The organism is Geodermatophilus siccatus (assembly GCF_900103785.1).
Taxonomy (GTDB): domain Bacteria; phylum Actinomycetota; class Actinomycetes; order Mycobacteriales; family Geodermatophilaceae; genus Geodermatophilus; species Geodermatophilus siccatus.
In genome coordinates this window covers 261,023-285,047 of record NZ_FNHE01000003.1, presented here as the reverse complement: position 1 = coordinate 285,047, position 24,025 = coordinate 261,023, and the positions used below count along the sequence as shown (strand labels likewise).

The following is a 24,025-nucleotide window of genomic DNA, read 5'->3' as shown; positions in this document are numbered from 1 at the left end:
CGTCCCGGGTCCCGGCCCGGGCTCGCGGGGGTCGGGGAGGACGGGGTCCTCCTCCCGCGAGTGGCGGGGGCAGGGGGGCGTTCCTCAGAGCTGGACGCCGCGCTCCCGCAGGTAGGGCACCGGGTCGACCTTCTCGCCGTTGAGGCCGCCGAGGCGCACCTCGAAGTGCAGGTGCGGGCCGGTGGACCGGCCGCGGTTGCCGAGCAGCGCGATGGTGTCGCCCGCGCGGACGACCTGGCCGGGCGACACGAGGATCTCCTCCATGTGGCCGTAGGCGGTGACGTCGCCGTTGGCGTGCTGGACGAAGACCGCCAGGCCGTAGCCGCTGGCCGGGCCGGCCTCGAGCACGACGCCGTCCATCGCGGCCTTCTCCGGCGTGCCGATCGGCGCGGCGAAGTCCAGGCCGGCGTGCAGCCTGCCCCACCGGGACCCGAAGCCGCTGCTCAGCCGGGCGCCGTCGACGGGCAGCACCGCCTCGGGGCGGGCGGCCTCCGCGATCGCCGCGGCGGCGAGCCGGTCGGCCTCGGCCTGCGCCTGCGCGGCGGCGGCCTGTTCGGCCTCCCGCGCGGTGCGGCTGGCGGTCAGCTCACCGAGCCGGGCGGTGGCATCGGCCTCGGGGACCGGTTGCGATCCTCCGTCCACCCCCAGCTCCGCGGCGACGCTGACCGACGAGCTCTCGGCCACGTCGATCCCCTCGGCGACACGGTCGCCGGCGGCGAACAGACCGAGGGCGCCGGCCCCGACGAGCGCGGCGGCCAGGCAAGCGGCCGGACGGCGGGCCGACGCCGGGATCCCGCGGGTACGACGGCGACCCCGTCGTCCGCGAGTCACGACCGGAGCGGCGGATGCCTGGCGGACGTCCTCGATGCCGGCGCGGGCAACGGTCTCGGCCTGCTGTGCGAGGTCGGCGAGGTCGGTGACCTCGGTGAGCCGGAGCTCCTCGGGAGTGGTGTCCGACGGTCGCGCATCCCCCATGCGGCGCGTCGGGACGTGGTGTGGGGCCGTCTCGCCCTGGTCGACGGGACGGTCGTGGTGGAGCTGGCTCATGCACCTGGCTTCCGGAGGGGACAGGGTCGTCGTGCGGAGGTCCGGGGGAAGCGGACGGAAGCCATGTAAACACGTCGTGACCGAATCGTGATCTGAACGAGTGGGAATACGAGCACGGTGAGTGACCGAGCTCACCGGAGGTCGCCGCGGTGGTTGGACAGAGCGTCCGACCGACCTGGCGCTGGGTGAGGAACACGCCGTCTCGGGCCGAAACACGGGCGATGGACATCACGTCGGGGCAGAAGGCCCTTGTCCGAGACCCGTCGACGCCTCCCGAGGAGCCCACTCCCATGCGCGCAGTGACCTGGCACGGCCGAGCCGACGTCCGGGTGGACACCGTCCCGGACCCCACGATCAAGGACCCCACCGACGTCGTCGTCGAGGTCACCTCGAGCGGCATCTGCGGGTCCGACCTCCACCTCATCGAGGTCATGGCGCCGTTCATGACGGTCGGCGACGTGATGGGCCACGAGCCCATGGGCGTCGTCCGCGAGGTCGGCCCGGAGGTCACCGCCGTCCGGCCCGGCGACCGGGTCGTCGTCCCCTTCAACATCTCCTGCGGCACCTGCTGGATGTGCTCGCAGGGCCTGCAGTCCCAGTGCGAGACGACGCAGAACCGCGAGCAGGGCTTCGGCGCCTCGCTGTTCGGCTACACCAAGCTCTACGGCCAGGTGCCCGGCGGGCAGGCCGAGTACCTGCGGGTGCCCTTCGGCAACACGCTGCCGATCAAGGTCCCCGAGGGGCTGCCCGACGACCGGTTCGTCTACCTCTCCGACGTGCTGCCGACCGCCTGGCAGGCGGTGCAGTACGCGGCGACGCCGCCCGGCGGCACGCTGCTCGTCCTGGGCCTGGGCCCGATCGGCGACATGTGCACCCGCATCGCCCACCACCTGGGCATCGACGACGTGTACGCCTCCGACGTCGTCCCGGAGCGGATCGCCCGGGCCGCCGCGCGCGGCACGCACGTCATCCGCTCGACGGACAAGGACGACGTCGTGCAGCAGATCCAGGACGCGACCGCCGGGCGCGGCGCCGACGCGGTGATCGACGCCGTCGGCATGGAGGCGCACGGCTCCCCGCTGGCGAGCATCGCCCAGAAGGCGACCGCGGTCGTGCCGGACGCGGTCATGGAGAAGGTCATGCAGGTGGTCGGCATCGATCGGCTGGCCGCCTTCAACACCGCCATCGACGCGGTCCGCCGCGGCGGGACGATCTCCCTGTCGGGCGTCTACGGCGGGGCGACCGACCCCGTGCCGCTCATGCGGATGTTCGACAAGCAGATCCAGCTGCGCATGGGCCAGGCCAACGTGTGGCGCTGGGTGCCCGACATCCTGCCGATCCTCACCGAGGGCGACCCGCTGGGCGTCGACGACTTCGCCACCCACCACGTGCCGCTGGAGCAGGCGCCGCAGGCCTACGCGGACTTCCGCGAGAAGCGGGACGGCGCGGTCAAGGTCCTGCTCAGGCCCTGACCTGACGCGACGGGGGCCGGCGCTCGTGGCCGGCCCCCGCCGCGCGTCGAGCGGCCGCCCGGCCGGCCTGTGACCGGTCGCACCCCCACCCACCGGGGCACGGGACCAAGGACCCTGGCAGGGTCGGGAGGGAACACCCCGGCAGGACGACGCAGTCCGAGCCCCACCCGGATACCGCATCGTCCTGGAGCCGCCCCGTGCCCCGCGCCCTGCTCGCCCTCGCCATCGGCGCCTTCGGCATCGGCACCACCGAGTTCGTCGTGATGGGCATGCTGCCCGAGGTCGCCGAGGGCCTCGGGGTCTCGGTGCCGTCGGTCGGCCTGCTCATCTCCGCCTACGCAGTCGGCGTCGTCGTGGGAGCACCCACCCTGACCGCGCTCGGCGTGCGCTTCCCGCCGCGGCAGACCCTCGTCGGCCTCATGGTGCTGTTCGTCGTCGGCAACGCCCTGTCGGCGGTGGCGCCCACCTACGAGACGCTCGCCGCCGCCCGGGTGCTCACCGCCCTGGCGCACGGCTCCTTCTTCGGCGTCGGCGCCGTCGCCGCCCGCCGGCTGGTCGCGCCCGAGCGGGCCACCAGCGCGATCTCGCTGATGATCAGCGGGCTGACCGTGGCCAACGTCGTCGGCGTCCCGCTGGGCACGTTCGTCGCGCAGCAGACCACCTGGCGGCTGGTGTTCGCCGCCATCGCCGTCATCGGCCTGGTCACCATCGCCGGGCTGCTGACCTGGATGCCGGCCGAGCTGGGTGAGCCCGGCGACCTGCGCACCGAGCTGGCCGCCTTCCGCCGCGGTCAGGTGTGGCTGGTGCTGGGCCTGACGATGGTCGGTTTCTCCGCGTTGTTCGCCGTCTACAGCTACGTCAGCCCGATCCTCACCGAGCTGGGCGGCCTGCCCGTGGAGTGGGTGACGCCGGTGCTGGCGCTCTTCGGCGTCGGCACCACCGTGGGCACCCTCGTCGGCGGCCGGCTGGGCGACCGCTACGGCTTCTCCCTCGTCACGGTCGGCCTGCTGGCCACCGCCGTCGTCCTGGCCGCGTTCGCCCTGGTGGCCCGCACCCCGGTCGCCGCCGTCGTGCTGCTGGTGCTGTTCGGCGCGCTGGCGTTCGGGCTGGGCCCGGTGGTGCTGAACGGCGTCATCGAGGCCGCACGGGTGCGCGGCGGCAGCCTGGTCTCCGCGGCCAACCAGGGCGCGTTCAACGCGGCCAACGCCCTGGGCGCGGCGCTCGGCGCGGCGGTGCTGTCGGGGGGCCTGGGCTACACCGCCCCGATCTGGGTGGGCGCGGCCCTGGCGCTGGCCGGCGCCGGGATCGCCGTCGTCGTGCGGGCGGCCGACCGGCGCGACCGGGTGCCGACGACGGCCGGTGCGGACGCCGTCCCCGCGGAGTGCCGCACCGCCGCCTGACCGGCCGACGGCCGGGGTAGGGCCCGGTCATGACGACCCCGACCCCCACCGCGGAACGCTCCGGCCGGTTCGCCCTCGGCGACCGGTCGGTCAACCGGATCGGCTACGGCGCGATGCAGCTGGCCGGCCCGCACGTCATGGGTCCGCCGGCCGACCGCGCCGCCGCCGTCGCCGTCCTGCGCCGGGCGGTGGAGCTCGGCGTCGACCACATCGACACCAGCGACTACTACGGCCCGCACGTGACCAACGAGATCATCCGCGAGGCGCTGCACCCCTACCCCGAGGACCTGACGATCGTCACGAAGGTCGGCGCCGAGCGGACCCCGGCCGGCGAGTGGCCCGAGGCGCTGGCCCCCGAGCAGCTGCGCCGGGCGGTCGAGGACAACCTGCGCGACCTCGGCGTGGAGGTGATGGACGTCGTGAACCTGCGCATGCCCGGCTTCTCCGAGCCGGTCGAGCGGTCGCTGGCCGAGCCGTTCGAGGCGCTCGCCGCTCTGCGGGACGAGGGGCTGGTCCGGCACCTCGGGGTCAGCAACGTGACGACGCAGCAGCTGGCCGAGGCCCGGTCGATCGCCCCGGTCGTGTGCGTGCAGAACCACTACAACCTGGTGCACCGGCACGACGACCCGATGGTGGACGCGCTGGCCCGCGAGGGCGTCCCCTACGTGCCGTTCTTCCCGCTCGGCGGCTTCACGCCGCTGCAGTCCGCGGCGTTGGAGACGGTGGCCCGGCGGCTGGAGGCCTCCCCGATGCAGGTCGCGCTGGCCTGGCTGCTGGCCCGCAGCCCCAACCTGCTGCTCATCCCGGGCACCTCGTCGGTGGCCCACCTGGAGGAAAACCTGGCCGCCGGGATGCTCGTGCTCGGCCCGCGGGAGCTCGAGGAGCTCGACGACATCGGCGGCACCCCGACCCCGTGATCGACTCGGCGCTCGGCGGGAGGGAGCCGGACGGGAGGTCAGCGCGGCCGGTCGCCGGCCAGGGCCCGGGCGGCCGCGGCGTCCTCCTCGTCGAAGCCGATCTCGCCGACGGCGCCGTGCTGGGCGGCCTGCCCGTCGATCCAGCGGCGGTGCGCCTCCCACGCCGACTGGCGCGTGGTCCCCAGGGACCGTCCGATCTCCGCCCACGAGGCACCGGTCCCCCGCGCCGTCCGGACCGTCAGCTGCCGCCCCTGGCCGGCCTTGCGGGCGATCACCTCGCCGAGGGCCAGCAGCTCCAGCGCCTCGGCCCGGCTCAGCGGACGGGGACCGTCCGGGTCGTCGGGGTCGGCCAGCGAGTCCCGCCCGCGCAGCTCGTCGAAGCGCTGGACGGCGGTGGCGAGCGTGTGCTCGCGGTCGAGGGCGTCGATGTCGGCCATGCCCCAGCGTCCGTCAGGACAGCCTGACTGTCAAGGTGGCCTGACACGTCAGCGGCGGCGACCCGGCCGTCGACGGCGGACGGTCACGACCCGCCGAACTTGCTCCTCGCGAGTTCCTCGACCGCCTGGGGGATCCGGGTCTCGAAGTCGTGGACCCTCGCCCACGTCGGCGTGACGTCGATCCGGACCATCTGGTCGTACAGCGCGTGCACGCCCGCCTCCCACCGCGGGAACTCCTCCGCCGGCGTCAGCTTCCGGGCGCCCTCGACGTACTCGGGGAAGACGCCGTCCACCAGCGAGACCTCGGCCGTGCCGCGCACGAGCAGCACGTTGGGCGGCCAGGTCGGTGGGCTGGTGTCGATCGTCAGCGCCACGGCGGGACGGGCCTGCAGGGCGGCGACCTTCGCGGACCCGGGCACCGTGCCGATGACGATCGCCGCGCCGTTCCAGGAGAAGCCGACCGGGACGACGCGCGGCGTCCCGTCTCGCGCGACGTAGGCGAGCCGGGCGGGGTTCGCCGACGCCAGCAGCCGGCGCGCGACGGGGTCCTCCATCACCGCACGGATCTCGTCAGCCTCCACGGGACACCTCCTGGCCTCGACGGCGGGATGCGGCTCCGGCCCTCCGCCGAGGTCGACCGCGTGAGCACCCTCACACACACGGGCGACCGGTGGGCCCCTCTCACCGGGCGCGCCGTACCCGCGTCCCGTCGAACACCGGCTCGGCCGACTCGTACACCCGGCCGTCGGCGCCGAAGACCAGGAAGCGGTCGAAGGAGCGGGCGAACCAGCGATCGTGGGTGACGGCGAGCACCGTGCCCTCGAACGCGGCGAGCGCCTCCTCCAGCGACTCGGCCGACAGCACGTCGAGGTTGTCGGTCGGCTCGTCGAGCAGCAGCAGCGTGGCGCCGGACAGCTCCAGCAGCAGCACCTGGAAGCGCGCCTGCTGCCCGCCGGAGAGCGTGCCGAACGTCTGGTCGCCGGATGCCGCCAGCCCGTAGCGGCGCAGCGCGGCCATCGCCCGCCCGCGGTCGACCCCCGGCCGGCCCGGCTCCCCGTGCCACAGCAGGTCGACCAGGGTCCGGTCGAGCCAGTCCGGGTGCGCGTGGGTCTGCGCGAAGAACCCGGGGACGACGCGGGCGCCGAGCCGCCACGTGCCGGTGTGCGCGACGTCCTGGCCGGCCATCAGCCGCAGGAAGTGCGACTTGCCCGCGCCGTTGGCCCCCAGGACGGCGACCCGGTCGCCGTACCAGACCTCCAGGTCGAACGGCCGCATCAGGCCGGTGAGCTCCAGCTGCTCGGCCATGACCGCGCGCACGCCGGTGCGCCCGCCGCGCAGCCGCATCGCGACCTGCTGCTCCGGCGGCCGCTCCGGGGGCGCTCCCTCCGCCTCGAACCTGGCCAGGCGGGTCCGCGCGGCCCGGTACCGGGAGGCCATGTCCGGCGAGTTGGCCGCCTGCTGCTGCAGCGTGCGCACCAGCTCGACCAGCCGCGCGTGCTCCTCGTCCCAGCGCCGGCGCAGCTCGGCCATCCGCTCGTGCCGGGCGGTCCGCGCCTGCGCGTAGTCGCCGAACCCGCCCCCGTGCACCCACGCCGTCCCGCCCTCGACGGTGACCACCCGGTCGGCGACGCGCGCCAGCAGCTCCCGGTCGTGGCTGACGAACAGCACGGTCTTGCGGGTCGCCCGCAGCCGCTCCTCGAGCCACCGCTTGCCGGGGACGTCGAGGTAGTTGTCCGGCTCGTCGAGCAGCAGCACCTGGTCCGGACCGCGCAGCAGCGCCTCCAGCGCCAGCCGCTTCTGCTCCCCGCCGGAGAGGGTCGAGAGCTCGCGGTACTTGCACCGGTCGTACGGGATCCCGAGCGCGGCGACGGTGACGGTGTCCCAGGTGACCTCGGCGTCGTAGCCGCCGGCGTCGCCCCACTGCGCGAGCGCGTCGGCGTAGGTCAGCTGCGCCGCGTCGTCGTCGGTCTCCATCAGGGTCAGCTCGGCGGCCTCCACCGCATCCCACGCGGCGCGCACGGCCGGCGGCGCGAGGTCGACGAGGAACCGCTGGACCGTCGTGTCGTCGCGGACCAAGCCGATGAACTGGCGCATCACGCCGAGGCCGCCGCTGCGGGCCACCGTCCCGGCCTCGGGGACCAGGTCGCCGGCGACGATCCGCAGCAGCGTCGTCTTGCCGGCCCCGTTCTCGCCGACCAGCGCGGCACGGGCACCGTCACCGACGCGGAAGGAGACGCCGTCGAGCAGCACCCGCCCATCGGGGAGGGTGTGCCGCACCCCGGTCACGTCGACTGAGCCCACCCGGTCATCGTCCGGGCGCGGGCAACCGGTTTCGCCGGCCCCCTGCAGAGCCTGCGAGCGGTGGGGGCGGGAGGCCCTCCATCAGGCGACGGACTGCAGGCGCTCCCGGGCCAGTCGCTCGACGAGCTCGGGCAGCGCCGTGGCGGGCACCCCGCTGAGGTCCTGCCGGCAGGTGCGGACCACGGTGCCGATGACCTGCGGGCGCAGCCGCGCCCGGAACTCGTCGGCGAGTCGGGCCACGGCCTGCTCGACGGCGGGGTCGTCGGTCAGCGTCATGCGGGGGCGCCTCCGTGCGCGGGGATCAGGTCCGGTGGGCACCATCGGCGCCGGCGTCAACGGTGAACGGTGAACGGGGCCCGCACCAGGGACCAAGGTCACGGCGCAACCCGGGGTTGCGGATCGCGATCGGACGGGACGAGGGTGAGCATGGGGTCCGACGCGAGGAGGCTCGGGTGCCGTTCCAGGACCGCAGGGACGCGGGTCGGCAGCTGGGGCGCCGGATGGCGCCGCTCGCCGGTCGGGACGCCGTCGTGCTCGGGCTGCCCCGGGGCGGGGTGCCGGTGGCCGCCGAGGTCGCGCGCGCACTGGGCGCTCCGCTGGACGTCGTCCTGGTCCGGAAGCTCGGCCTGCCGCGACGCCCGGAGCTGGCGATGGGCGCCGTCGGCGAGGACGGCGTGGTCGTCCTCAACGAGGACGTGCTGGACGCCGCCGGGGTCGACGAGGCGACCCTCGCCGACGTCGAGCGGCGCGAGCGCGCCGAGCTCGAGCGGCGGGCCCGGCAGCTGCGCGGCGACCGGGCACGGCTGTCCCTCGAGGGCCGGACGGCGGTGGTGGTGGACGACGGCATCGCGACCGGCGCGACCGCCCGGGCCGCCTGCGAGGTGGTCCGGGCGCACGGCGCGGCGCGCGTGGTGCTGGCCGTCCCGGTCGGCTCGCCGCGCGCCCTGGCCGACATCGCGCCGACCGTGGACGAGGTGGTGTGCCTGGAGAGCCCGCAGCGCTTCGCCGCGGTCGGGCAGGCCTACGCCGACTTCCGGGCGACCGACGAGGAGGAGGTCCTCGCGCTGCTGCGCCGGCCGGCCCCGGCACCCGCGGCGGAGGTCCCCACCCCGCGGGACGAGGACGTGGTCGCCGACGCCGGCCCCGACGGACTGCCCGGGCACCTGGCCGTCCCCGAGCACGCCGCCGGGCTGGTCGTCTTCGCCCACGGCACCGGCAGCGGCCGGCACAGCCCCCGCAACCGCGCCGTCGCCGAGGTGCTGCACTGCGCGGGGATGGCCACGCTGCTGGTCGACCTGCTCACCCCGGCCGAGGAGACCGCCCGCGGCCCGGTCTTCGACGTCGAGCTGCTGGCCGGGCGGCTGGCCGCGGTGGCCCGCTGGGCGACGGCCGAGCCGTCCTGCGCCGGCCTGCCGCTGGGGTACTTCGGCGCGAGCACCGGCGCCGCGGCGGCCCTGGTGGCGGCGGCGCGGGACGACGCCGTGCGGGCCGTGGTCAGCCGCGGCGGGCGCCCCGACCTCGCCGGCCCGGCGCTGGCCGAGGTGCGGGCGCCGACGCTGCTCGTCGTGGGCGGCCACGACCAGCAGGTGCTCGAGCTCAACCGGGAGGCGCAGGCCCGGCTGCGGTGCACCAGCCGGCTGGCCGTCGTCCCCGGCGCCTCGCACCTGTTCGAGGAGCCGGGCACGCTGCGCGCGGCCGCCGAGCTCGCCCGTGACTGGTTCGCCACGCACCTCACCGGGGCGGCACTCGCCGGTCCCCCGGCCCGGCGGCGGGCCGATCAGCCCGAGGAGTAGGCGTTGGCGCCGGCCTCCGTCGCGGCGACGGCGTCCTGCAGCAGCGCGGTCAGCTCGTCCCGGTCCACCCGGTCGAGCGAGGAGAAGCGGATGCAGCTCTTCCCGCAGGAGACCCGGCCCAGCCGGTCGGCACGGGCCTCGGCCAGGTAGGCCCCGTCGACGACGGCGCAGACGTAGAGCGACAGGTGCCGCTTCTGCGCCGCGAGGGCGATCAGCGGCCACGTCGTCGTCTCCCGCGCCGAGCGCGGCCGGTAGGGCATCAGCCCGTAGCCGAGCACCTGCCCCGACCCCGCCGGCACCAGCTGCCGGTCGATGCCCGGCGCGGCGGCCACGACGAGCGCATCGGTGGCGCGCAGCTCGGCCTCGCGCGGGCCCGCCGCGGCGAACCAGCCCTCGATCCCGGCGTCCACGACCCGCCTCCTCAGCCCAGCACGATCGACAGCACCGTGGCCGCGGCGGTGAGCAGCATCGCGAGCACCACGACCGCGGCGACGAGCCGCCGGCGGCGCTGCGCGTCCGGGCCGCCGGCCCCGCCCATCCCCATCACCGGCCGGACGCTACCTCCGGTGGAGGGACCCCGCCCGCACCGCTCGCACGCTCGCGGCGAGCCTCCGGACGGGGCCGACCCGGCACGGGCACGGGGCGGCGGCCCAGCAGCAGGGTGTCCAGCGCGGTGCCCGCCGGTGTCTGCCGACGCACCTGCTCCAGCCGGTCGACGTCGAGCAGCTCGGCCACGGGCGCGAGCCGCCGGACGCTGTGGAGGATCGCCGGGTCCTGCGGTCCGCCGACGCCGTGGGCGACGTTGTCGACGTCGTGGCCGAGGACGAGCAGTCGCCCGCCGGGCCGCAGCCAGCCGACCGCGCGGCGCAGCAGGGTGGTGGTCTGCGCCTCCGGCAGGTGCAGGTAGGCGACGAGCACGAGGTCCAGCGACTCCGGTGGCGCGCCCCACTCCAGCACGTCGGCGGTCACCCAGGTGACGCGGTCGGCACCGGACCGGCCGCGACCCCGGGCCAACCCGGTGGCGGAGAAGTCGACCGCCGTCACCCGCCAGCCGAGCCCGGCCAGCCACAGCGCGTGCCGCCCCTCCCCCGCCGCCAGGTCGACCGCCGCGCCGGGCGGCAGGTCCCCGACCAGCTCGGCCACCAGCGCGTTGGGCTCGGCCGACCACTGCTGCTGCGCGGCGTAGCGCGCGTCCCAGTCCGCTGCCTGCACGCGCGGAGTGTGTCAGCCGCCGGTCCCGTCGCACCCCGCTGGCAGGCTCCCCGGCCATGACGACGTCCCGCGACCTGGCGCTGCTCCGGCTGGTGGCCCAGCGGGTGGCCGGGCCGCCCCCGGCCACGGCGACCGAGGCGGTCCGGCTGCTCACCTGCGTGCAGGGGCAGGACCTGCCCGGCGCGCTGACCTCGGTGGCCCTGCGGACCGCGGCGCGCACGCGGGCCGGGGTGGAGGCGGCGCTGGACGCCGGGGAGGTGGTCCGCTCCTGGCCGATGCGCAGCACCCTGCACCTGGTGCCGGCCGAGGACCTGCACTGGCTGCTGGAGCTGTGCGGTCCGCGGGTGCTGGCGGGAGCGGCCAGGCGGCGGGCCGTGCTCGGCCTCACCGAGGCCGACACCGAGCGGGCCCGCGAGCTGGTCACCGCGGCGCTGCGGGGCGGGCGACGGTGCGGCCGCAAGGAGCTGCTGGCCGCCCTGCCCGAGGGCGGGGTCGACGTCACCGGGCAGCGCGGCTACCACCTGCTCTGGTACCTCGCGCAGACCGGCACCCTCTGCCTCGGGCCGATGGCGGGCGGCGACCAGGCGTTCGTGCTGCTCGACGAGTGGGTGACCGCGCCGCGGCGGCTGGACCGGGACGCCGGCCTGGCCGAGCTCGCGCTGCGCTACTTCCGGGGTCACGGCCCGGCCACGGTCGCCGACCTGGCGCGCTGGGCCGGGCTGCCGCTCGGCGACGTCCGCGCCGGGGTGGCCGCCGTCCGTGACGAGCTGGCCGCCGTGGAGGTCGACGGCCGCGAGCACCTGCTGGCGCCGGAGACGGCCGATCTGCTGGCCGCGCACCGGGCCGAGGCCGCCGGGCTGTTCCTGCTGCCCGGCTTCGACGAGTTCGTCCTCGGCTACGCCGACCGCAGCTGCGCCGTCCCGCCCGAGTTCGCCGACCGGATCGTGCCCGGTGGCAACGGCGTCTTCCGGCCGACCGTCGTCCACCGCGGGCAGGTGGTCGGCACGTGGGGCTGGACGGGCCGCGGCGCGAAGCGGACGGTGACCGCCACCCCGTTCACGACGTTCCCCGACGAGGTCGCCGCCGCGATCCCGCAGGCGGCCGCCGCCCTGCCGTGAGCCGGCGGTACTCGCGCACCACGAGCACGGTGATCGCGAGGTCGAGCGCCGCGGCGACCCAGAGCGCCGACGACCCGGTCCGGACCGCCCGGTACGCCTCGTAGCCGACGAAGACCGCGAGGACGCCGATCGCCACCGGGTACGCGGGCCGCAGCTCGCGCAGCAGGGCCACGACCAGGCCCAGCTTCACCAGGCCGTGGAGGGTCAGGTAGACGACGGCGAACGTGCGGTCGCCCCCGCTCAGCGCGGCCTCCCCCGCCGTGAACCGCTCGGCCAGGGCGCCGCGCGGGCTGCCCAGCAGGTGGTGCGCGACCACCCCCCGGGTCAGCTCCCCGAGCTCCCGGGGGCCCACCAGGGCGAGGGCGACGCCGGCGAGCAGCTCGACCGCGCCGTCGAGTCCCTTGAGGAGCAGGGCGGCGCGCAGCAGCCGGTCGGTGGTCGTGCCGGGCATGCTCCTCGCCGACGACCCGCGGCGTCCAGGCCCGCGAGGTCGCGCTCTCGACGGCGGAGAGGGCGGCGTCGCCGGCACGGCGGCTCCCCGGCTGACCGCGGCTCAGCTCTCCAGCTGCTGCGCGAACCGCTCCAGGTCGTCGAGCACCAGCCCGGCGCCCAGCGGGCCGATCGCCAGGAACCAGCGGTCGTCGCTGACCTCGAACGCCCGGCCCTGCTGGACCGCGGTCAGCCCCTGCCACAGCCCGCCGGAGGTGATCTGCCCCGCCGCCGTCCGCCCCTCGTCGCCGTAGGAGGCGTGGAAGAGCAGGTCCCCGTCGGCCTGGTCGATCTGCTCCGGGCTGACCTCGACGAAGGTCTCGGCCGTGCGCTGCACCTCCGGCCGGGCGAAGCCCACGTCGCCGAGGACGTCGCCGATGAACGAGCCCTCCCCGTAGAGGCGGACCGTCGAGCCGTCGAGGAAGCGCACCACGCTCACCTCGGTCGCCCCGGGGTCGCCGTAGAGGGCGCCCACCTCGGCGGCGCGCTCCGCGTACCCGGCGAGCAGCTGCTCCGCCTGCTCCGACCGGCCGAGCGCCTCCCCGGCCAGCCGCAGGTTGTCCTCCCACGTCTCGCCGATCGCCTCGGCGTAGACGGTCGGCGCGATCGCCGAGAGCTGGTCGTAGACGTCGGCGTGCCGGACGGCGTTGGAGAGGATGAGGTCGGGCTCCAGCGCGGCGATCTGCTCGAGGGCCGGCTCGGCGATCGTGCCGACGTTCGCGATGGCGGCCGGGTCGACCCCGGCGTCCTCGATGTAGCCCGGCAGCTCGTCGCTGACCCCGGTGCGCACGGCGCCGACCGGGGTGACGCCCAGCGCCAGGACCGCGTCGAGCTCGCCGGTGTCGAGGACGACGACCCGCTCCGGGGTGCCGGTGATCTCCGTGGCGCCCGCAGCGTGCTCGACCGTGCGCACCTCCTCGGCCGCGGTGGACGGCGCCGACGCCGTCGTCCCCTCGTCCGCCGAGCCGCAGCCGGCGAGCACCAGCCCTGTCACCAACGGGACCGCGCCCCACACCGTCGTGCGCACTGCCGCCCTCCTCCCGGCGCCGGTCCCTCCGACGCCGGGCTCAACTTAGGACAGCCTTGCCTATGCCGGGTTGACCGGGTCGGCCCGCTCGACGACGAACACCGGGATCTCCCGGTCGGTGCGCTGCTGGTACCGCTCGTACTCGGGGTAGACCGCGACGGTCCGCTCCCACCACTGCCGCTTCTCCTCGCCGGTCACCTCGCGGGCCACGCCGTCCCACGGCTCGGGCCCGTCCTGCACGGTGACCTGGTCGGGGTGGGCGCGCAGGTTGGCCACCCACGCCGGGTCCTTGGGCGCGCCGCCCTGCGAGCCGACCATCGCGTAGGCGCCCTCGTGCTCGACCCGCATCAGGCCGTTCTTGCGGACCTTCCCGGTCCTCGCACCGCGGGTCCAGAAGATGGCGATCGGGATCCCGGTGTCGCGCAGCGTGTTGGCCTCCCGGCCTCCGGTGGCCTCGTAACGCTCGACCTGCTCGCGCACCCAGGCCTCGGGACTCGGTTCGTACTCACCCTCCAACGGCATGCCCCGACCGTAGGTCGGCTACCGGCGCCCGGCCTCTGGAGCGGTGAAGTCGATGGTGTGCGGCACGAAGAAGCTCAGGTTGTCGGTGATCAGCCCGTCGCTCTCGCGGATGCCCAGCCCGGCCGGCTCGCCATCCACCACCCAGGCGCCGAGCACCGGGTGGTGCGGACCGTCGACGCCGGCGAAGTCCGGCAGCGGCGCGAACTCCTGCACGACCCAGCCCTCGGTGCCGTACCGGCCGGGCAGCTCCACGGCCACCTGCCCGTCGCGCACGATCTGCACGTTGGCACCCTCCCGGCCCCACAACGGCTTGCGCACGTACGTCCGCCAGGACGACGGCACCTCGTCGGCGAAGTAGGCCGGCAGCAGCAGCGAGGACAGCGCCGGGTCGCTGCCGAACAGCTGCCACAGCACGGGCAGCAGCGCCTTGGTGCTCCACAGCATCTTGTAGGCCGGTTCCACCCAGGTCGTGCCGCCCGGGCGGGCGGCGTCGGCGAGCACGGCGGGGCCGAACTCGTCCTCGATCAGCCACTCCCAGGGGTAGAGCTTGAAGACGACGTCGAGGTGGCGGCCCTGCGGGTCGTAGAACCGACCGTCCCCGTCGTCGAGCGCGATGTCCTCGACGACGAGCTCGATCGCCTCGTAGCCGGCCTGGACGACGGTGTCCATGAGATAGGCGACGGTCATCCGGTCCTCGCCGGAGCGCTCCTCCGACGTCCAGGCCAGGTGCACCCGCGGGCGGACGCCGGTGCGCCGCTCCCAGCGCAGCAGGTTGCGCTGCCACGCGGCGACGAGCTTGTCGTGCAGGGCGTTCCACTGGTCGCGGCCCTGCCCGGTGAACAGGTGCCAGTTCCACTGGGTGACGGCGGACTCGACCAGGCCGGTCGGGGTGTCGGCGTTGAACTCCAGCAGCCTGGGCGGGCCCTGCCCGTCGTAGCGCAGGTCGAAGCGCCCGTAGACGCTCGGCGGCTCGGTCTCCCAGGTGCGCCGGATCTCCGGGCGCGCGATCGGCGGGATGCCCATCCGGTCGAACAGGTCGTGCTCGATGACGTGGTCCCCGGCGGCCACGCACATCTCGAACAGCTGGGCGACCCAGCCCTCGAGCCGCTCGACCTCCGCCATCGTGAAGTCGTAGAACGGCCCCTCGCGCCAGTAGCTGCGCACCTCGCCGCCGGGCAGCTCGGTGCGGTTGTAGACCAGTCCCTGGGCCTCGACCTCGGCCTCCCAGCCGGGACGCACCACCCCCGCCTCGACGCGCCTCACGCTCCAGTCCTCTCCTCACCCGGGTTCAGCGGCCCCGTCCCGGGTCCCGCCCTGAGCCTGCGAACGGCGGGGAGGACGGCGTCCTTCCTCAGCTGCCCGCGCCGGTGCCGGCCCGGCTGCCGGAGTCGCTGCCGCCCACCCCCGAGCCGATGCCGCCGGTGACCCGCGTGCCCGCGGCGACCCGGCCGGTCGAGGGCAGGCCGGCGCGCTGCCGGGCCGCGGTGTCGCGCGGGTCGATCCGGGTGCCGCCGCTGGGCAGGACGGAGCCGACCGGCAGGCCCGGGCGGAAGCCGCCCAGGTAGAGGAAGAACAGCCCGGCGCCGGGGCCGCGGTAGTCGTCGTCGCAGTAGTCGTCGTCGACGATCTCGCCCTCCGCGTTCGTGCAGTAGGCGACCTGCTCCTGCTCCTCCTCGTCCGTGCCGCAGGCGGCCAGGAAGCCGGTGGCCGCGGTCGCCAGCACCGTCGTCGTCAGTGCGCCGCGGACGCGGTTGGAGACCGCCATGTGCTCTCCCGGTGTCGCAGGTGTGTCGGCCGACCCTAGATCGTCCCGGTCGGACGGTGGTCCGCCCCGCATCCGGGTGCCGGATCCGGGCCGGGGTCGTACGGTTCGGCCCCTGAGGTCCCTTGCCGCGCGGAGGCGCTGATGTCCGACCGCCAACCCCCCGAGATGGCCCAGGTCGCGAGTGAGACCGGGGCCAAGAAGATCCACCGCACCTGGGACCGCGTGCTCGTGAGCGCCTTCCTCGGTGGTGCCTACATCGCCTTCGGCGCGCTGGTGGCCATCACCGTCTCCTCGGGCCTGGACCCGGCCACGTGGGGCACCCTGCCCACGCTCTTCATGGGCGCGGCCTTCACCCTCGGCCTGATCCTGGTGCTCATCGCCGGCTCCGACCTGGCCACCGGCAACATGATGCTGGTCCCGCTGGGCGCGATGCACGGACGCCTGACCCTGGGTGACGTCGGGAAGAACCTCACGCTGGTGCTGGTCGGCAACCTGCTCGGCGCGCTGTTCGTGGCCTACTTCCTCGCCGTCCAGACCGGGGTCATCGGGTCGCCCGGCGCCTCGGGCAGCGCAGCTCTCACGCACGACCGGCTGGCCTCGATCGCCGAGGCCAAGGCGCTGCACGAGTCCCCGTGGCAGGTCTTCCTGCGCGGCCTCGGCTGCAACTGGCTGGTCTGCCTGGGGGTGTGGATGTCCCTGGCGGCGTCCTCGGTCTCGGGCAAGGTGCTCGCCGTCTTCCTGCCGATCATGGCGTTCGTCGCCATGGGCTTCGACCACGTGGTGGCCAACATGTTCTTCCTGCCGGCGGCGATCTGGGCCGGCATCCCGGACATCGGCTGGGGCGACGTGCTGCTCAACTGGCTGCTGGCGGGCGCGGGCAACCTGGTCGGCGCGGTGGTCTTCGTCGCGACGTCCTACTGGTACCTGTTCCTGCGCGACCAGCCGGCCGAGCAGCCCAGCCGCACGCCGGTCGGCGGGGAGGCCGCCGAGCGCGCATGACCCGACCCCGTCGGGGGCACCGCCGCTGCGGATGGCACCGGCTCGGCGTGCCACGCGACCGGGAGGGTGCCAGCCATGAGGTACAGCGAGGGAGCAGACCTCGATCCGTCGGGCGTGCAGGACCGCCGGGGCGGCGGCTTCGGCGGCGGGCGCGGCCTCGCGGTCGGCGGTGGCGGGCTGGGCCTGGTCGGCGTCCTCGTGCTCGTGCTGTTCCAGGTCCTCGGCGGTGGCGGCGGCGGGACCGGCGCGGCGCTGGGCCAGCTCGGTGGCCAGCTCGGCGGCCTCGGTGAGGGGCAGACCGCGGACAACACCCAGCTCGAGCAGCAGTGCCGGACCGGCGCCGACGCCAACGAGTCGGTGGACTGCGCCGTCGTGGCCGACATCGAGTCGATCCAGGACTACTGGTCCGGCGTGCTCGGCCCGGACTACCGGCCGACCGACACGGTCTTCTTCAACGGCTCGGTGCGGACCGACTGCGGCGGTGCGACCAGCGGCTCGGGGCCCTTCTACTGCCCGGCCGACCGGCTGGTCTACATCGACCTGTCCTTCTTCGACACGCTGCAGCAGCAGTTCGGCGCGGAGGGCGGGCTGTTCGTCAACGCCTACGTGATCGCCCACGAGTACGGCCACCACGTGCAGAACCTGCTGGGGATCAACCAGCAGGTGACGCCGGGTGAGACCGGCCCGACCAGCGGAACCGTGCGCCTGGAGCTGCAGGCCGACTGCTTCGCGGGTGCCTGGGCCAACCACGCCGAGACCGTCCCGGACGAGTCCGGGCAGCCGCTCATCGCCGAGATCACCCAGGACGACGTGGACCGGGCGCTGGACGCCGCGGCCCGCATCGGCGACGACTTCATCCAGCAGAACCTGGGCGGCGGCACCGTCGACCAGGACGCCTTCACGCACGGCTCCTCCGAGCAGCGGCAGCGCTGGTTCAGCACCGGCTACCAGACCGGCGACCCGGCGCAGTGCGACACGTTCGCCACCGACGACCTGGGCTGATGGTGGAGGACCCCTCTGCCCCCCGCCCCCCGCGAGCTCCCGGCGGGACCCTGCGGAGGGGCCACCTGCGCGTGGACACCGACGGAGCCGTCGCCGTCCTCACCATCGACCGGCCCGCCAAGCGGAACTCGATGACCCACGCCATGTGGGCGGCGCTCCCCGAGGTGCTCGCCGGCCCCGCCGGCGACCCGGCCGTCCGGGTGCTCGTGGTGACGGGCGCGGGAGCGAGCTTCTGCGCCGGCGCCGACATCGCCGACCTGCTCGGTGGCCCGGACCCCGAGGACCCGATGGCCGCGCTGCGCCGGGACAACCTGGCCGCGCAGGCCGCGCTGCGCGACTTCCCCAAGCCCACGATCGCGATGGTCCGCGGGCACTGCATCGGCGGCGGCGTCGAGCTGGCCACCTGCTGCGACCTGCGGATCACCGACCCCACCGGCGTCTTCGGGATCACGCCGGCGAAGGTCGGCATCGTCTACACGCCCGAGTCGACCACGGCCCTGCTGGACCTCGTCGGCCCCGGGATGACGAAGTACCTGCTCTTCAGCGGGGAGCTGGTCGACGCGCCGACCGCTCTGCGCACCGGGCTGGTCGACCGGCTGGTGCCCGCCGAGGACCTCGAGGACGACGTGCACCGCCTCGCCGCGGTGCTGGCCTCCCGCTCGGCGCTGTCCCAGCGGGCGACCAAGGAGGTCGTGACCGCGCTGGGCGCCGGGCGGGACGCGCAGGCCGAGGCGGGCCGCTGGTACCGGGAGACCATTGCGGCCGGCGAGCTGGCCGAGGGGGTCGCCGCCTTCGCCGACCGCCGCCCCCCGCGCTTCCCCTGGCGGGGTTGAGGAGGCCGCTGCCCGACCACGGTGGTCAGCTGGGATCACGATCGCCGGTCCTGGCTCACCACCGGTGGTGAGCCAGGACCGCGGACGATCAGCTCACCTGATCGTCGGGAGGCGGGAGATCGGCGGGAGGCTCAGGCGACCTGGCCGACCGACTGCTCGTCGGCCTCGACCGCGGCGTTCCACTGCGCCTTCTCGGCCCGCCAGCCCTCGTCGGTGCGGCCCAGGCGCCAGTAGCCCGACGCCGAGAGCTGCTCACGGGGCACCGCGCGCTCCACCCGCAGGTAGCGGCGCAGCTCGCGGACGAACCCGGCCTCGCCGTGCACGAAGGCGTGCACGGAGCCGGCGGGCAGCGCGGCCCCGCGGACGGCGGCGACCAGCGCCTCCCCCGGCAGCCCGGTGCGGTGCACCCAGGTCAGCTCGGCACCGGCCGGCAGCGGCAGCGGCTGCTCCTCGGCGGCGTCGGCGACCTCGACGAACACCCGGGCCGTCGCACCCGCGGGCAGCCGCTCGAGCGAGGCGGCGATCGCCGGCAGCGCGGTCTCGTCGCCGGCCAGCAGGTGCCAGTCGACGTCCCCGCTGGGGGCGTAGGCGCCGCCGGGGCCGAGCAGCTGCACCCGGTCGCCCGGCCGGGCGGCGACGGCCCAGGGGCCGGCCAGCCCCTCGTCCCCGTGGACGACGACGTCGAGGACGAGCTCGCCGGCGGTCTGGTCCCAGGCCCGCACGGTGTAGGTGCGCAGGCACGGCCACAGCTCGCGCGGGTGCTCGCGCTGGACGGCGTCCATGTCGAACGGCGCGGCGTAGGGCGCGCCGGCCGGCGGGAGCACCAGCTTGACGTAGGCGTCGGTGTACTCGGGCGCGAACCCGGCGAGGCCCTCCCCGCCGAGCACCACGCGGACGAGGTGGGGGGTCGGTCGCGAGGTCCGGAGCACGGTGGCCAGCCGGGGCGTGCGCGGGCGGCGCGGGGCCTTGTCGGCCATGGCGGAGCTCCCTCGGGTCGAGCGCGGATAGGGAAGGCTCACCTTAGTCCGCGGTCCTGGAACGGGAGCCGCGCCCGGGAGAGCACGGCCCGCCGGAGGGACACGCAGGGGTCGCACCGCCCCCGTCCGGGTACCCCACCGCTCCGGTCTCTCCCCCATCCGCACCCGGTGCCGCGCGGCGACCCGGGCGCCCCGCGGTCCCCGCACGGATCGCGGCGGCCGTCGTCAGGCCATGTGTGGGTGATCGTTTGACGGGTATCGGCTCGGCTGACCATGACGTTCGCCGAGGAGGAACGATGACTCACTCGATCGATGCCCCGTTCCCGCCCCCGCCCTCCACCGGCTCGGGCGCGACCAGCGGGGCCAGCGGGGCCACCACGGCCAGCACGACCACGACGACCACGACCACCTCGACGGGCTCGCCGTCGACGAGTGACGTGGCGAAGGACGAGGCCCGCAACGTGGGCCAGACCGCCGCCCAGGCCGGCAGCCAGGTCGCCTCGACCGCTGCCGACCAGGCCAAGGAGGTCGCGCACGAGACCCAGCGGCAGGCGCAGGACCTGCTGCACCAGGGCCGCCAGCAGCTGCGCCAGCAGACCGTGGCCCAGCAGCAGAAGGCCGCCTCCGGGCTGTCCTCGCTGGCCCAGGAGCTGCGCGGCCTGGCCGACGGCAGCAGCCAGGGTGCCCCCGGCCCGGCGCGCGACCTGCTCCAGCAGGCCTCGGGCTACGTCGACCAGTTCGCCGCCCGGCTGCAGGACCGCGAGCCGGCCGACCTGCTCGAGGACGTCCGAGCCTTCGCCCGCCGCAGGCCCGGCGCGTTCCTGCTCGGCGCCGCGCTCGCCGGTGTCCTGGCCGGCCGTCTCACCAGTGGCGTGAAGGCCGCGCACAGCGACGACTCGTCGACGAGCGGGACGCAGCAGTACCGCACCGGCTACACGCAGACCAACTACGTCGACCCGGCGCCGGCCTACTCCGGCTACGCCGAGACGACGTCCTACGAGACCACCACCGGCGCCGGGACCACGGGCACGCCCGTCCCGCCGCCGCCGTACGGCACCGTCCCGCCCGCGGGCGCCGCCGTCCCGCCGACCACCCCGGCCGGCTGGGACGACCCGACCCGCCGTCCCGGTCAGGGGGTCTGACCCACATGAGCTCTCCCTACTCCGGCGCGACGCCGGTCGGTTCCACGCCGGGCCAGGATCCGTACGCCCAGGGCAACTACGCCGTCTCGCCCGACGAGGCGTACGGCGCGCACAGCGGCGCCGCGGGCACGCCGACGACGGCCGAGGGCCGGCCCGACGTCGAGGGCACCTCGGTCGGGCAGCTGTTCGGCGAGCTGGCCAAGGACCTCTCCACGCTGATGCGGCAGGAGGTGGCCCTCGCCAAGGCCGAGGTCCAGGCCGAGGCCAAGAAGGCGGGCAAGGGCGCGGGCATGATGGCCGCCGCCGCGGTCGCCGGGTTCCTGACGCTGCTCTTCCTCTCCAACGCCCTGTGGTGGGCGCTGGAGAACGTGATGGACGCCGGCCTGGCCGCGCTCATCGTCGCGATCCTGTGGGGCGTCATCGGCGCGGTCGCCTTCTCCATGGGCAAGAAGAAGCTGCAGCAGGTGAACCCCAAGCCCGAGCGCACGGTGGACACGCTGTCCGACGTCCCCAGCGCTCTGAAGCCCAACTGACCCGCGGCCCCCGGCCCCCTCAGACATCGGAGTACGTGACATGACCACGAGCAACGACCCCGAAGCCATCCGCCGGCAGATCGAGCAGACCCAGCGCGAGCTGAGCTACGACGTCGACGCGCTCAACGAGAAGGTGAACCCCTCTCGCGTGATGGACCGCCGGGTCAGCGCGGCCAAGGGACGGTTCACCCGCGCCAGGGAGCGGGTCATGGGCAGCGCCCACGACACCCGCGCCGCGGCCCAGCACCGCACGCAGAACGCCGCGGGCACGGTGCAGGACCGGGCGCAGGGCGCCGCCGAGTCCGTGCAGGGTGCCGCGCAGCAGGCCGCGCACGCGGTGCAGCAGGCCCCGGACACCATCGTCCGCCAGGCCCAGGGCAACCCGCTGGCCGCAGGCCTCATCGCCTTCGGCGTCGGCTGGCTGGTCTCCAGCCTCCTGCCGGCCTCGGAGCGGGAGCGGGAGCTGGCCCAGCAGGCCGAGTCCGCGGTGCGCGAGCACAAGGACACGCTGCTGCAGCCGGCGAAGGAGGCCGCGCAGGAGATCCGCGAGGAGCTCCAGCCCGCCGCCCAGCAGGCGGTCCAGGAGGTCAAGTCCACCGCGCAGGACGCCGCCCAGACCGTCAAGCAGGAGGGCCAGTCCGCCGCGCAGGACGTCCAGGGCCAGGCCCAGGAGTCCCGCCAGACGGTGCAGAGCCAGACGCGCAGCTGAACGAGGGCCTCCCCTGCAGGGAGGCCGCCACCCCTCCAGTGCGCCCCGCCGGGTCCTCCCCGGCGGGGCGCGCTGCCGTTCGCGGCCGGTCCCCTGTTGGGGTGAGGCCCCGGCGGGTGCGCTGCAGTCCGCCCTCGGGGGCGCCGACGTCCACCGGGACGACACCGCCCGAGCGAGGGAGCTCGACCCGTGCCGACCGCAGCGCCGCGCGTCCTGGTCGCCGCGCTGGTCGCGCTGGTGCGCGGGCTGGCCTCCGGGGGGACCGCGTGACCGTCCTCGAGCCCCCGCCGGCCGAGGAGCTGGCCCGGCTGCGCGCGGAGAACGCCACGCTGCGGGCGCAGATGCAGCACCGCGACGACGAGCTGCAGGTCGCCACCCGGATGCTGCAGGCCCGCGCGCAGACGATGACCAGCGTCATCGACGCGGTCACCGAGCAGTCGATCATCGGCACCGACGTGGACGGCGTGATCCGGGTGTGGAACCCCGGCGCCGAGCGGATGCTGGGCCTCCCCCGCGCCGACGTCGTCCGCCGTCGGTCGATCACCGACTTCCACCTGCCCGAGGAGCTCGAGGACGCCGGCGGCGGCCTGGCCGCCCTGGTGCGCACCGCGCAGCAGCAGGGCAGCGACGTCCGGGACTGGACCTACGTCGCCGCCGACGGCGCCGAGCTCACCGTGTCGGTGGCGGTCACCCCGCGCACCGACGACCGCGGCGTGCACGCCGGGTGGAACTTCGTCGGCACCGACATGACCGAGGCCCGGGCGACCGAGCGCATGAAGGACCAGTTCGTGAGCCTGGTCAGCCACGAGCTGCGCACGCCGCTGACCTCCATCCTCGGCTACCTGGAGCTCGTCCTCGACGACCCGGCGCTCGGCGGGGAGTCGCGGGCGCACCTGGGCACCGTCGAGCGCAACGCCCAGCGGTTGCTGCGCCTGGTCGGCGACCTGCTGTTCACCGCTCAGGTGGACGCCGGCCGGTTCAGCCTGCAGCCGGGGGACGTCGACCTGGCGGGTGTGGTGCGGGCGGCGGAGGAGACCGTGCGGCTGACCGCCGCGGCGACCGGTGTCGAGGTCGTCGTCGACGTGCCCGACGGCGGCCTGGTGGTGCACGGCGACGCCGTCCGGCTGGGACAGGCCTGCGACAACCTGGTCTCCAACGCGGTCAAGTTCACCCCGGCGGGCGGGCGGGTCACCCTCGCGCTGCGATCGGCCTGGCGGACGGCGGACGGCGCGGTCGTCGACGCCCCGCAGGACGACGCGGTGCCGGTCGCCCGGCTGGCGGTCAGCGACACCGGCATCGGGATCCCCGCCGGCGAGCAGGGCCAGCTCTTCGCCCGCTTCTTCCGCGCCTCGACCGCCCGGCGGCACGCGGTGCCCGGTGTCGGGCTGGGGCTGGCCATCACGCGGGCCATCGCCGCCGCGCACGACGGCGCCCTCGAGGTCGCCAGCGTCGAGGGCCGGGGCACCACGTCCACCCTCACGCTCCCTCGCTGAGGTCCGCGGCCCCCCTGCGGCGTCCCGCCGCCGACCCCGTCCGGAGGCTCGTCGCGGCCCCGCCCAGGGCACCGCCCTGCGCCTGCGAGGGGCGGGGGGACGGGGTCCGCCATCTTGCGGATCCCTTGTGGTCGGCGGGCGGGTGCCCTGCGGTCGGGCGGTCAGGGTCGTCCCTGTCGCCGGGTCGCCCCGATCCCGGCTCCACGCAGGAGGAACCCCGATGAGCAGCAGCAACCGCGCCGGCACCACCCGCAAGGTCCTCGGCTCCCTGGCCGTCATCGGCACCGCCGCCGCGGTCGCCGGCCTGGGCACCTTCGGCACCTTCACGGACTCCACCACCCCGGTCTCGGCCCAGCTGACCTCCGGCACCGTCTCCATCGACCTGGCCCAGCCCGCCGCCCCGGTCCCCGCGGTCACCACCGGCCTGCTGCCCGGCGACTCCATCGCCCGCACCCTCACCCTGGTCAACGACGGCGACAGCCCGCTGTCCTCGGTCGCCCTGGGGGTGAGCACCACAAACCCCGGCGTGCTGACCAACGACCCGGTCAACGGCCTGCAGCTGACCCTCGAGGCCTGCTCGGTCGCCTGGACCCAGGCCGGCACCGCCCCCCTCTACACCTGCGCCGGCACCGAGCGCGCCATCACCACCGGCGGCGCCGCCATCGGCAACCGCACCCTCGAGGCCCCCGCCAGCCTCACCCCCGGCGGCACCGACCACCTGCTGCTCACCCTGAGCCTGCCGACCACCGCCGACGACACCTTCCAGGGCAAGACCAGCACCCTGGCCCTCACCTTCTCCGGCGTCCAGCGCGCCGCCACCACCCGCTGACCCCGGCG

Annotated in this window: 27 protein-coding genes; 13 read left to right on the top strand and 14 right to left on the bottom strand. The window is 75.3% G+C overall.

Annotated features, from left to right (window positions below; genetic code table 11):
* Window positions 1-84: 84 nt before the first annotated feature.
* Entirely contained in the window at window positions 85-1,047 is a 963-nt protein-coding gene (locus BLS21_RS07250) for a M23 family metallopeptidase (RefSeq protein WP_091215771.1), read from the bottom strand.
* Between the two features lie 290 nt (window positions 1,048-1,337).
* On the opposite strand from BLS21_RS07250, the gene BLS21_RS07245 reads away from it, so the two are divergent.
* From BLS21_RS07245 to BLS21_RS07235, 3 genes are all read left to right on the top strand, one after another.
* Window positions 1,338-2,519, top strand: a complete 1,182-nt coding sequence (locus tag BLS21_RS07245; protein ID WP_091215769.1) for an alcohol dehydrogenase catalytic domain-containing protein — start codon at window positions 1,338-1,340, stop codon at window positions 2,517-2,519.
* A 197-nt stretch (window positions 2,520-2,716) separates the two neighbouring features.
* A complete protein-coding gene (locus BLS21_RS07240) occupies window positions 2,717-3,919 on the top strand; it encodes an MFS transporter (protein ID WP_091215767.1) in 1,203 nt (400 codons plus the stop codon).
* 29 nt (window positions 3,920-3,948) lie between these two features.
* Window positions 3,949-4,836 (top strand): oxidoreductase, encoded by an 888-nt coding sequence (locus tag BLS21_RS07235; protein WP_091215765.1) that lies wholly within the window; start codon window positions 3,949-3,951, stop codon window positions 4,834-4,836.
* A gap of 38 nt (window positions 4,837-4,874) precedes the next feature.
* Here BLS21_RS07235 and BLS21_RS07230 read toward each other — a convergent pair whose 3' ends face one another.
* The 4 genes from BLS21_RS07230 to BLS21_RS07215 all read right to left on the bottom strand — a co-directional run bounded on the left by BLS21_RS07230 (window position 4,875) and on the right by BLS21_RS07215 (window position 7,850).
* The gene (locus tag BLS21_RS07230) at window positions 4,875-5,273 is read right to left on the bottom strand and encodes a hypothetical protein (protein WP_091215763.1); all 399 of its coding nucleotides are present in this window, start codon (window positions 5,271-5,273) and stop codon (window positions 4,875-4,877) included.
* 83 nt (window positions 5,274-5,356) lie between these two features.
* Entirely contained in the window at window positions 5,357-5,854 is a 498-nt protein-coding gene (locus BLS21_RS07225; protein ID WP_091215761.1) for a pyridoxamine 5'-phosphate oxidase family protein, read from the bottom strand.
* 100 nt (window positions 5,855-5,954) lie between these two features.
* Window positions 5,955-7,574: an ABC-F family ATP-binding cassette domain-containing protein gene (locus tag BLS21_RS07220; protein WP_091215758.1), complete on the bottom strand. Its 1,620-nt coding sequence runs from the start codon at window positions 7,572-7,574 to the stop codon at window positions 5,955-5,957.
* Window positions 7,575-7,655: 81 nt separating this feature from the next.
* Window positions 7,656-7,850 carry a three-helix bundle dimerization domain-containing protein gene (locus BLS21_RS07215; protein ID WP_091215756.1) on the bottom strand — a complete coding sequence of 65 codons (195 nt, stop codon included), beginning with the start codon at window positions 7,848-7,850 and terminating at the stop codon, window positions 7,656-7,658.
* A gap of 176 nt (window positions 7,851-8,026) precedes the next feature.
* On the opposite strand from BLS21_RS07215, the gene BLS21_RS07210 reads away from it, so the two are divergent.
* On the top strand, window positions 8,027-9,367 hold the full coding sequence (locus BLS21_RS07210) for a phosphoribosyltransferase family protein (RefSeq protein WP_091215753.1): 1,341 nt from the start codon (window positions 8,027-8,029) through the stop codon (window positions 9,365-9,367).
* On the opposite strand, the gene BLS21_RS07205 is transcribed toward BLS21_RS07210, so the two are convergent.
* From BLS21_RS07205 to BLS21_RS07200, 3 genes are read right to left on the bottom strand one after another with little or no spacing between them, the layout of a single operon-like run.
* Window positions 9,352-9,777, bottom strand: a complete 426-nt coding sequence (locus BLS21_RS07205) for a DUF1801 domain-containing protein (RefSeq protein ID WP_091215750.1) — start codon at window positions 9,775-9,777, stop codon at window positions 9,352-9,354. The genes BLS21_RS07210 and BLS21_RS07205 overlap by 16 nt on opposite strands.
* An 11-nt stretch (window positions 9,778-9,788) precedes the next feature.
* Window positions 9,789-9,914, bottom strand: a complete 126-nt coding sequence (locus tag BLS21_RS26170) for a hypothetical protein (protein ID WP_281241916.1) — start codon at window positions 9,912-9,914, stop codon at window positions 9,789-9,791.
* The gene (locus tag BLS21_RS07200) at window positions 9,911-10,579 is read right to left on the bottom strand and encodes a class I SAM-dependent methyltransferase (RefSeq protein WP_091215748.1); all 669 of its coding nucleotides are present in this window, start codon (window positions 10,577-10,579) and stop codon (window positions 9,911-9,913) included. Before BLS21_RS07200 ends, BLS21_RS26170 begins: the two co-directional genes overlap by 4 nt.
* Before the next feature lie 56 nt (window positions 10,580-10,635).
* Between BLS21_RS07200 and BLS21_RS07195 the strand changes: the two genes are divergently transcribed.
* Window positions 10,636-11,697, top strand: coding sequence for a winged helix DNA-binding domain-containing protein (locus BLS21_RS07195; protein WP_091215746.1), 1,062 nt, complete (start codon window positions 10,636-10,638; stop codon window positions 11,695-11,697).
* Here the strand turns inward: BLS21_RS07195 and BLS21_RS07190 are convergent.
* From BLS21_RS07190 to BLS21_RS07170, 5 genes are all read right to left on the bottom strand, one after another.
* Window positions 11,636-12,148 (bottom strand): DUF2127 domain-containing protein, encoded by a 513-nt coding sequence (locus BLS21_RS07190; protein ID WP_091215744.1) that lies wholly within the window; start codon window positions 12,146-12,148, stop codon window positions 11,636-11,638. The genes BLS21_RS07195 and BLS21_RS07190 overlap by 62 nt on opposite strands.
* A 102-nt stretch (window positions 12,149-12,250) precedes the next feature.
* Complete coding sequence (locus BLS21_RS07185) at window positions 12,251-13,213, bottom strand: ABC transporter substrate-binding protein (RefSeq protein ID WP_217636031.1); 963 nt, start codon at window positions 13,211-13,213, stop codon at window positions 12,251-12,253.
* A 60-nt stretch (window positions 13,214-13,273) separates the two neighbouring features.
* A complete protein-coding gene (locus BLS21_RS07180; protein WP_091215741.1) occupies window positions 13,274-13,735 on the bottom strand; it encodes a nitroreductase family deazaflavin-dependent oxidoreductase in 462 nt (153 codons plus the stop codon).
* Between the two features lie 18 nt (window positions 13,736-13,753).
* Window positions 13,754-14,998: a glutathionylspermidine synthase family protein gene (locus tag BLS21_RS07175; RefSeq protein WP_245700130.1), complete on the bottom strand. Its 1,245-nt coding sequence runs from the start codon at window positions 14,996-14,998 to the stop codon at window positions 13,754-13,756.
* 88 nt (window positions 14,999-15,086) lie between these two features.
* Entirely contained in the window at window positions 15,087-15,500 is a 414-nt protein-coding gene (locus BLS21_RS07170) for a hypothetical protein (RefSeq protein WP_091215735.1), read from the bottom strand.
* 141 nt (window positions 15,501-15,641) lie between these two features.
* Between BLS21_RS07170 and BLS21_RS07165 the strand changes: the two genes are divergently transcribed.
* From BLS21_RS07165 to BLS21_RS07155, 3 genes are all read left to right on the top strand, one after another.
* Complete coding sequence (locus tag BLS21_RS07165; RefSeq protein ID WP_091215733.1) at window positions 15,642-16,499, top strand: formate/nitrite transporter family protein; 858 nt, start codon at window positions 15,642-15,644, stop codon at window positions 16,497-16,499.
* 75 nt (window positions 16,500-16,574) lie between these two features.
* On the top strand, window positions 16,575-17,501 hold the full coding sequence (gene ypfJ / locus BLS21_RS07160; RefSeq protein ID WP_091215730.1) for a KPN_02809 family neutral zinc metallopeptidase: 927 nt from the start codon (window positions 16,575-16,577) through the stop codon (window positions 17,499-17,501).
* Window positions 17,502-17,572: 71 nt separating this feature from the next.
* The gene (locus tag BLS21_RS07155) at window positions 17,573-18,334 is read left to right on the top strand and encodes an enoyl-CoA hydratase/isomerase family protein (protein WP_245700128.1); all 762 of its coding nucleotides are present in this window, start codon (window positions 17,573-17,575) and stop codon (window positions 18,332-18,334) included.
* A 131-nt stretch (window positions 18,335-18,465) separates the two neighbouring features.
* Here the strand turns inward: BLS21_RS07155 and BLS21_RS07150 are convergent, their stop codons facing one another.
* Window positions 18,466-19,311 (bottom strand): siderophore-interacting protein, encoded by an 846-nt coding sequence (locus BLS21_RS07150; RefSeq protein WP_091215725.1) that lies wholly within the window; start codon window positions 19,309-19,311, stop codon window positions 18,466-18,468.
* A gap of 437 nt (window positions 19,312-19,748) precedes the next feature.
* On the opposite strand from BLS21_RS07150, the gene BLS21_RS07145 reads away from it, so the two are divergent.
* The 5 genes from BLS21_RS07145 (at window position 19,749) to BLS21_RS07125 (ending at window position 24,017) form a co-directional block, all read left to right on the top strand.
* Window positions 19,749-20,453 (top strand): hypothetical protein, encoded by a 705-nt coding sequence (locus BLS21_RS07145; protein WP_245700127.1) that lies wholly within the window; start codon window positions 19,749-19,751, stop codon window positions 20,451-20,453.
* A 5-nt stretch (window positions 20,454-20,458) separates the two neighbouring features.
* A complete protein-coding gene (locus tag BLS21_RS07140; protein ID WP_091215719.1) occupies window positions 20,459-20,986 on the top strand; it encodes a phage holin family protein in 528 nt (175 codons plus the stop codon).
* Between the two features lie 40 nt (window positions 20,987-21,026).
* A complete protein-coding gene (locus BLS21_RS07135) occupies window positions 21,027-21,695 on the top strand; it encodes a DUF3618 domain-containing protein (protein WP_091215717.1) in 669 nt (222 codons plus the stop codon).
* A 266-nt stretch (window positions 21,696-21,961) separates the two neighbouring features.
* The gene (locus BLS21_RS07130; protein ID WP_091215714.1) at window positions 21,962-23,188 is read left to right on the top strand and encodes a sensor histidine kinase; all 1,227 of its coding nucleotides are present in this window, start codon (window positions 21,962-21,964) and stop codon (window positions 23,186-23,188) included.
* A 220-nt stretch (window positions 23,189-23,408) separates the two neighbouring features.
* Window positions 23,409-24,017 (top strand): TasA family protein, encoded by a 609-nt coding sequence (locus tag BLS21_RS07125; protein ID WP_091215711.1) that lies wholly within the window; start codon window positions 23,409-23,411, stop codon window positions 24,015-24,017.
* The last annotated feature ends 8 nt before the right edge of the window (window positions 24,018-24,025 follow it).